At 33.3% G+C, this 8,264-nt stretch carries 8 protein-coding genes; 2 read left to right on the top strand and 6 right to left on the bottom strand.

Annotated elements, in window-relative coordinates:
- Positions 1 to 201: 201 nt before the first annotated feature.
- Positions 202 to 1,515: an IS1380 family transposase gene (locus ADJ83_RS14370; protein ID WP_016205278.1), complete on the bottom strand. Its 1,314-nt coding sequence runs from the start codon at positions 1,513 to 1,515 to the stop codon at positions 202 to 204.
- Positions 1,516 to 1,882: 367 nt separating this feature from the next.
- On the opposite strand from ADJ83_RS14370, the gene ADJ83_RS14365 reads away from it, so the two are divergent.
- Positions 1,883 to 2,200 carry a thioredoxin family protein gene (locus ADJ83_RS14365; RefSeq protein WP_031536788.1) on the top strand — a complete coding sequence of 106 codons (318 nt, stop codon included), beginning with the start codon at positions 1,883 to 1,885 and terminating at the stop codon, positions 2,198 to 2,200.
- Positions 2,201 to 2,267: 67 nt separating this feature from the next.
- Here ADJ83_RS14365 and ppc read toward each other — a convergent pair whose 3' ends face one another.
- From ppc to ADJ83_RS14345, 4 genes are all read right to left on the bottom strand, one after another.
- Positions 2,268 to 5,030 carry a phosphoenolpyruvate carboxylase gene (ppc, locus tag ADJ83_RS14360; RefSeq protein WP_031536787.1) on the bottom strand — a complete coding sequence of 921 codons (2,763 nt, stop codon included), beginning with the start codon at positions 5,028 to 5,030 and terminating at the stop codon, positions 2,268 to 2,270.
- A 442-nt stretch (positions 5,031 to 5,472) separates the two neighbouring features.
- Complete coding sequence (locus ADJ83_RS14355) at positions 5,473 to 5,772, bottom strand: heme biosynthesis protein HemY (RefSeq protein WP_031536786.1); 300 nt, start codon at positions 5,770 to 5,772, stop codon at positions 5,473 to 5,475.
- 219 nt (positions 5,773 to 5,991) lie between these two features.
- Positions 5,992 to 6,372 carry a hypothetical protein gene (locus ADJ83_RS14350; protein ID WP_031536785.1) on the bottom strand — a complete coding sequence of 127 codons (381 nt, stop codon included), beginning with the start codon at positions 6,370 to 6,372 and terminating at the stop codon, positions 5,992 to 5,994.
- 277 nt (positions 6,373 to 6,649) lie between these two features.
- On the bottom strand, positions 6,650 to 7,264 hold the full coding sequence (locus tag ADJ83_RS14345; protein WP_231512529.1) for a YitT family protein: 615 nt from the start codon (positions 7,262 to 7,264) through the stop codon (positions 6,650 to 6,652).
- Positions 7,265 to 7,503: 239 nt separating this feature from the next.
- On the opposite strand from ADJ83_RS14345, the gene ADJ83_RS14340 reads away from it, so the two are divergent.
- The gene (locus tag ADJ83_RS14340) at positions 7,504 to 7,953 is read left to right on the top strand and encodes an Lrp/AsnC family transcriptional regulator (protein WP_031536783.1); all 450 of its coding nucleotides are present in this window, start codon (positions 7,504 to 7,506) and stop codon (positions 7,951 to 7,953) included.
- A 54-nt stretch (positions 7,954 to 8,007) separates the two neighbouring features.
- Here the strand turns inward: ADJ83_RS14340 and ADJ83_RS14335 are convergent.
- The coding region (locus ADJ83_RS14335; RefSeq protein ID WP_048718144.1) for an HAD family hydrolase at positions 8,008 to 8,264 on the bottom strand (257 nt) is incomplete at its 5' end.

Below are 8,264 nucleotides of genomic sequence, written 5' to 3'. Positions count from 1 at the left end.
CCTGAAATATTCATAGCACTTTAAAAGATGCACGTTTTTCTAAAATGCAGGTGAGAGTTTTCTATCTTTTTATAAGATTGAACATTTTCTAACCTTTAAAATCTAATTAATTTATTTCCCATTGGAAATGTCCTATTTTTAGGCAGACTTCTCCCCTTAACTGAAATTTAAATTTTTTTCAGTTGGTAAAACCAAGTTAAGCTACTCAATCTGGAGTTTTTGTATTTGACCCAATACGTTCCAAAAGAATTTCTGATAGACAAAACTTGATGACAATTTAAAGTAATAAGATCTACCTGATTTCACTAGTTTACTGGCAACTTTAATAAGCCTTGTACGTATGGTATCAATTTGCATCATCTTTTGACCTTGTGGAAAGCAAATGGTTCGTAACCAATTCGTTAAATTATAAGCAAGCAGGCTTAGCATCATTTTTACCGTGTTGACTTGAAAAGAATGACTATTCATGTGATCCAAATAAAAGCCATTCTTTGATTCCTTGATATAGTTTTCCATCGTTCCTCTTTTTTGATAAGCTCGTACGATGTCTTTTGGAGAAGCTATTTCAAAATTTGTAACAAAAAAGGAATGGGCAAAAAGTAATTCACCAGCTGGTCGTACCGATTGGATAATCACTTTTCTTGGTTTCGACCATGACTTGGCTTGATAAGTGGCTTCTTCAAAATAGCGCTCTGTTTCTGAAACATCTCGTGGTGCAGAAGAAGGATGGTATTCTTTAGCAAGACTTTGTAATTGTAGGTTAGATTTTAATCGGATCACATATAAAACGGATTCCTTTTCACACAATTCGTACAAGTCGGGGACGGCAAACCCACTGTCTCCACGAAGGAATAAATTCGTTTCAGGGAACTTTTGGTTGTAGTGTTCAATTAATGGCTGAATAAACTCAACAATACCATTTGAAGTATATACATTTCCGGGACGAAGCTTCGCTTTAAGAAAGTCACCTGTAGCACCATCAAAAGCAACCAATGGATGAAAACCCATTGTTCCATAATGCGTATTGTAGGAAGAATCCTCTTGATTTCCATAAGTATCAGAATGGGTTGAATCCAAATCGATAAATAAAGCTTCGGACCCCCGAAATGAATGGATTTTATCAAGTAATTCTTGGTTTGCTTGATTTAAATGATCAATAGACTCTTTATCAAAACGTGTGTAAAAACGAGATAAACTCGGTTGTGAAGCGAGCGCTGGCGTTCCTATGATTTGGGTGAAAACTGGATCTTTCGTTAAATGATCAGCTGCATCATCCTCGGAATAGCCCGCAATCATTTGATAAATCTTTTGACGTAATAAGTTCTCGTTTGAATGGAGGTAATAGGCCCTAGAATCGTTTAACCTCAAATGGTTTTCTAGTGTTTTTGAAAATCCAATTTTCTCATCGAATTCCCTAAAAAGAAATTCACCAGTATCGGAGGACAGATCCCCTCCATCATTTGACAATTTAATTTTGCGATTGAAATCAAGGGTAATTTGCGGTAAAGTAGCCATTATAAGAATCCTTTCTGTGGTTATTTCGTCGTTGTTTTAACCTTATCAGAAATGGATTCTTTTTTCATTTATCAAGTGAATTAACATTTAACAAAAAAGCTTATTGGAATAACGATTGTAACCAATTAATGATTTTCTATGAATAATTCAGGTTTCAATATATTTTTTCTGTTATAACAGTACTACCTTTTTCTCCTACCTTGTATATTCTTGTCTTTCTTAAGTTATATTGCAAATAAAATGCTTATAAGTTTTTCAAATCGAAAGTTAATGCTTTTAAAAGGAAAAAAATAAATCTAAAGTGTATAATAAAGGATATTACCTTATTAATAGTTAAAAGGGAAATTTAGGTTGAGGAGTTTTGAATATGAAGGAAATTAAAACAGTAGAAACATTTGAAGAAATCATTAACAATGGCGAAACAAATATCGTAAAGTTTTTTACCACTTGGTGTCCAGATTGCACAAGAATGGATATGTTCATAGGGGAAATTATGGAAGCTAATAACGATAAAACCTGGTATAGCCTTAATAAGGATGAATTACCAGAAATAGCTGAAAAGTATGACGTAATGGGAATTCCAAGTCTGTTAATTTTTAAAGATGGCAAAAAAACAGGTCACCTACATAGTGCCAATGCAAAAACACCAGAACAAGTAGAAGAATTTTTGACAGCACAAAAGTAAATTTTTTGATAGAAAAGACGAGAAGAATTCCCTTCTCGTCTTTTCTATTGCCTTTTCTACTCTATAATCAACCAGTGTTGCGTAAACCTGCAGCAATACCATTAATCGTTAGAAGCACTTGATTCATTAATTCCTTATCCGGTATTTCTTGTTCACGAAGCTGTTTAATTAACTCTACTTGGAAGAAATTCAATGGGTCGACATATGGGTTTCTTCTATAAACAGATTCTTGAATTGTCGGCGTATGATCAAGTAATTCTTCAATTCCCGTAATTTCGAGTAATATTGCCTTTGTCTTATCATATTCTTCTTTAATATTTTGATAAATGCGATTACCAATAGCTTCATTTTCAACAAGGGAAGAATATTCTCTAGCAGTTGTTAAGTCTGCTTTCATTAGAGCCATTTGTAAATTATCAATCGTGGATCGGAAGAATGGCCACTTAGCATACATTTGCTTTAAAATTTCAATATTGCCTTGCTTTTGATTTGCAAATTCAGAAAGACCAGTACCAGAAGCATACCATGCAGGTAGCAATTGCCTACTTTGAGTCCATGCAAATACCCATGGAATGGCACGTAAATTTTCAAATGTAGTTTTATTTTTTCTACTCATTGGTCGAGAACCAATTTTTAAGTTTCCTATTTCGTTTAAAGGTGTCGCTTCTTTAAAATAGGTCATAAAATCAGGATCATTAAATACTAGTGATTGATATTTTGCCAAAGAAATAGCAGATATTTCTTCCATGGAACTTTCCCAAAGGCTTCTTTCCTCTTTATGTTCACTAATATCCTTCGAGATATGAGCAATTGCCATTAACAATGTCGACGTTGCTTGTTCCAAGCTTCGATAAGCAATATCTTCCAACAAATAACGAGAAGATAATACTTCCCCTTGTTCTGTAATCTTTACTCCATCCCCTAATGTTTCAGCTGGTTGAGATAGAATGCTTTTATTTAAAGGACCGCCGCCACGACCAAGGGAACCACCGCGGCCATGGAAAAACTTCAAGCCGATTTGATAATTGCTTGCCATTTGGTGAATCTCTCGTTGTGCCTTAAATAGCTTCCAGTTCGCCGTTAATGTACCGCCATCCTTACTTCCGTCAGAATATCCTAACATAATTTCCTGTTGGTCATTATGCCGTCTTAAATGCTCTCTATATACTGGCATACGAAATAAAGTTTCCACAATTTCTGGACCTGCAATTAAATCCTCGATTGTTTCTAATAATGGTGCAACATTTAAATGACTTTCAACTGTTCCATCAGCATGTAAGCGATAAATTCCCGCTTCTTTTGCCAATACAAGCACCTCAAGAATATCACTTGGTGATCGTGTCATACTTATTAAATAAACATTAATTGCACGCTCACCAAATTTTTTATGAGCTTCCCTAATCATCGTAAAAGTACTAATCATTTCCTGTGTTTCTTTTGAGTAGTCTTCGTTTAGCAAAAGAATCGGACGAGGATCTTTTAAAACAGACTCCAATATACCTAATTTTTCATTTTCAGGTAGATTTTTATAATCATCTGTTATGCCAACTTTGCGCAAAATCTCATCGATTGCAGATTCATGTTCTCCACTATGGTTTCGAATATCCAATGTTGCTAAATGAAAGCCAAATAATTGCACTTGACGAATTAATTTTTGCAAATCCTTTTGCTGATGAGCTTTCGGCTGATGTAGTGCAAAGCTTTCTTGAATTATGTATAAATCTTCTAACAATTCTTCTGCTTTAACATAGCCTTTTTCAGATTTCCCATATTCTTTTAATCTTTCTAAAATAATTGAAAACTTTCTGCGGTATACTTCTTTTTCTACTGGCCATTTCTTTTCAGGAGTCAAATATAGCTGTTCTTCTTCCATAATCGTTTGAATTAGCTTCGAACTAACTTTCACTCGATTAGTGGAATGACTAAATTTCTTCATTAATTCATCGACTGCACCGATGTATTTTTGAATTACTAATTCATTTTGCTTATGAAGTGTTTGCCATGTAACATCTGGAGTTACATTCGGATTACCATCTCTGTCTCCACCGATCCAAGAACCGAACCATAGAAAATTAGGTACTTTCCATTCAAAGTTAGGATAGTTTTCTTGAAGTGCATCTTGAACTTCTTGATGGATTTCCGGAAGAACATCAAACAAAGTTTGTTCAAAATAATACAGCCCATTTCTTACTTCATCCATTACAGTAGGACGTTCTTGACGAAGCTCATCCGTTTGCCACATGATGGTAATTTCCTCAAATAAATCATCATTGAAATGTTGTCGTTCTTTCTTTGTCAGCATCGGATTATCAAGTTGTTTTAAGATAGTTGCAATTCTTTTTTGGCTTTCTAGAATCGTACGTTTTGTTGATTCAGTCGGATGTGCAGTAATAATCAATTCTAATGAAAGGGTATTTAGCACCTCTTGAATCGTTTCTTCCGATAAATTCTTTTGTTTAAATGCCATAATTGCACGCTCAATGGAATATGGCTGGACGCCTTTTTCCTGACTTAATTGATATTCTCTTTTGCGACGAATACGGTGGTTTAATTCAGCTACATTCACCAAATGAAAATATTTGGAAAATGCTCGAATAACTTGTCGACGTACAGGCTTTTCTAATTGCTCCATTTCAAGCTTTAATTGATTATATGTATGTTCATTGTTTGTCTCGCGCAGTTCCTTTGCTAACTTACGTATGATCTCAACCTTCTCTAATAATTCTTGACCACCATGGTGGATAAGTACTTCACCAAGAATATTTCCGAGGTGTTTTACATCTTTTCGCAAAGGTAAACTACTCTCATTTCCTTTTATCTTTGTTGTCATTAGATTACCATCCCTTAATCTAAATTTTTAATTAACTACTCTATTATCATTAATCGTATCACTATTCTTTTAAAAATTCATTAACTAAAATCAATTATTAATAGATAGAAAAGATAGATTACAGATAATCCATCTAATAATTATATTATTCATTCGGAAATACACTTAAAATGGATTTATATTCCAATCGCTGGCGCGTGTAATAAGAAAAAATTGGTAAAATTTAATTTTGGGCTCCAAATCTATATTACATAATTTATATAACCTAAATAATTTAATGTGTAAACCCATTTTCAAAAAATAACTGAAAATTGACGGATTTTTTTTGGTACATGTTCCATTTAGAAGCAAATTATATCACATTTATAACAGGATGAAAACAAGCACTAGCGTTATGTGTTTTATTATATAAAAAGAGGAAGTGTTTCCACTTCCTCTTTTTTTAATGGTGATGATGTTCTTTCGCTGGGTTATAAATTGTAAAACCTGGTTGCGGAACATGAAAATATTGAATCCATACGCCATCCAAGAAATCAGCATCTCTTGTATCTAATAAGATCGGAATGTCTTTATCAGACTGAACAACTTCATCATGCTCGGTCTTTTGGTCCAATTTCAAATCATAATGTGCATGATTTCCATGATTCTCTGTTATGTATACACGAATCATTTCGCCTTCTTCCGCCTTTTCTAGCATTTGATTGAGTACTTTTACTGCGTGTCTGTTTATTTTGACTTTCATCTAAATATTCCTCCTAAAGCAAAACCTTGCCTTCTTCTAAATACTATTCCATTGTAATCTCCCAAAGAGATGTTTGCAAATATTCAAGCCTTTTTCAGCAATTTTCCTAAATGGTTCTTATTTGCATAGGAATCGTTAGAATGTCTTAGGTGCACTTAAAAAAAGCAAATAAAAAAGCAACCCATTAACAAACCTGGATCGCTAATAAAATGATACTAATTAAATCATTGCACGGTCTTTTTGAATGGCCTTTAAATCATTTAATTCTCTTGCAAATACGTCAAATTTCTCTTTATTTAAAACATCTAAAGACTCATTGACTTTATAGTCTAAATAATTCATTCTCAATTCCAGATCTAGTAATGAGGTAATCTTTTTATTTGCGATAAATTCTTCTATTTCATCAACAAACATAAAGAAACTATAATCATTTATCATAACGAGTAGAAGCCAACCAAGGGAATCTACATACTTTTTTTCTTCTGTAACTGTAATAATATCCCCTTTATGTAAATCAAGTATGAATGTATGTTCAGGTCTAGGACAGGTACATTCGATCATATATTGAAATGGAGTTAAAACAATGAAATCATTTTTCACTATATCTTACACCTTCCTAATCTTTTCTTTATATTATTTGTCTTTATTTTAAATGAAAATGATTATCACTGTCAATTATTTTTCTTATAATTATACTGAAAATACAAATATATTTTTCTAAGACCAGCAGCATGACTACACTTTGATTTCCATGGGGCAACCGACAAGCCTTACTCGCCATTCCAGGAAGGAGACAGCCTAAATAAAAAACCTTTCATATCTCCTTTAATTTTCTAATCGCAGGAAATTTATGAAAGGTTTTCTAAATTTCTGATTCTTAAACAGAATGTGTTTCTACAACCGTACTAGTTTCTACACTACCTTTGACTGTATTTCGGTGCGCTATTTTTTCCTTAAAAGTACTCATCATAAAGGAAATAATAAACACAGACACTATACTATATAAGCCTCTAACTATACCTACACTATATAGACCAATCAAAATAACAATTGTATCAAAAATAAAATTTGTCTTCCCCATATTCCAGTTAAATTGCTTTTGAAGAGTAATAGACAAAATCTGTGCTCCTCCTAATGAAGAGCCATTCATAAATAAAATAATCGTTCCTATCCCAATAATGAATCCGCCCATAATCGAACCTAATAAAGGATAAAAAGCTATGGATGGAAGAATAATTGGGAGTAAAGAAGAAAATAAAGTAACTAAGGATACGGCTAATATTGTTGAAAATGTAAACTTCTTTCCCATTTTAAAATAAGCCAGTATATAAAACGGGATGTTTATTAAGGTGAATAAAATGGAAAAAGAAATAGGTAGCAAATAAGATACACTTAATGCCAGACCTGCTGTTCCTCCTGTAACGATGGACGAGCCTTTTAATAAATACAAACCAAATGACGTAAGAAAACATCCGAACATCATAACTGTCATTTTTTTCAAATATAACACTCCTAAAGTAACGTAAAGTAAGTGGAATAGTAATTTGAGGATTCATGGGTGAAATCCTATAAAAATATGTGGTTTTTTTGTGGAATTCTTACATATATAATGATAGAATATATCGAAGCAATTTTACATACCAATCTGAATGTATTTATCCTGTACACCCTCAAATTCGCATAAATAATTATACTAATACATTCAATTTGCAAAAAGGAGCATTTATTGAAATGGATAAAGTTGACATACAATTACTTAAAATTTTACAGGAAGATGCCAGAATTACGGTTAGTGATTTATCCAAAAAATTAGCATTAAGCCGTCCAAGTGTGTCTGAAAGGCTGTTGCGACTGCAAGAAAAAGGAATTATTTTAGAGTTCAGTGCGAGAATATCGCCTGCAAAACTAGGCAGAGAAACCCTCTTATTCATTCAAATTAGCGAGCTTAAAGAAGAACCACATGTGTTTGAGGAATTCATCAAATCAGAAACAGATATTATTGAATGTCATCGGGTGACTGGACCTGTAAGCTATACTATAAAAGCAGCTGTTTCAGGAATAGATGGGATGAGAAACTTAGTTGATCGACTTATCCCGTATGGAGCGATAAATACATCAGTCATTTTAGCATCCCCAGTTCCTTACAGACATATATTGCCAAATGACCAACCAGAAGATTAAGGTGAAAAGTCTGGTAATCATAAGCATATTTAATCGCTTATGATTACCAGACTTTTAATCTTTCTTATTCAAAATGGGCAATAAATCATGAAGATCATGTATCTCATAAGTAGGCTGAATTTCCTTTTTTTCTACATGCTCCCGATTTATCCAGACTGATTTAATTCCCGTTTTATTCGCACCTTTAATATCTGTCATCAAATTATCTCCCACCATTAAACATTCCGACTTATCTACACCAAGTAGTGAAACAGCATGTTCAAAGATGGACGGGTCAGGCTTTCCTTTTCCAAAATCCCCAGAAATGACAA

Origin of the sequence: Bacillus sp. 522_BSPC (assembly GCF_001076885.1) — a bacterium.
Classification (GTDB): domain Bacteria; phylum Bacillota; class Bacilli; order Bacillales; family Cytobacillaceae; genus Niallia; species Niallia hominis.
The sequence above is the reverse complement of the archived record's forward strand: the minus strand, read 5'-3'. Positions and strand labels throughout refer to the sequence as shown.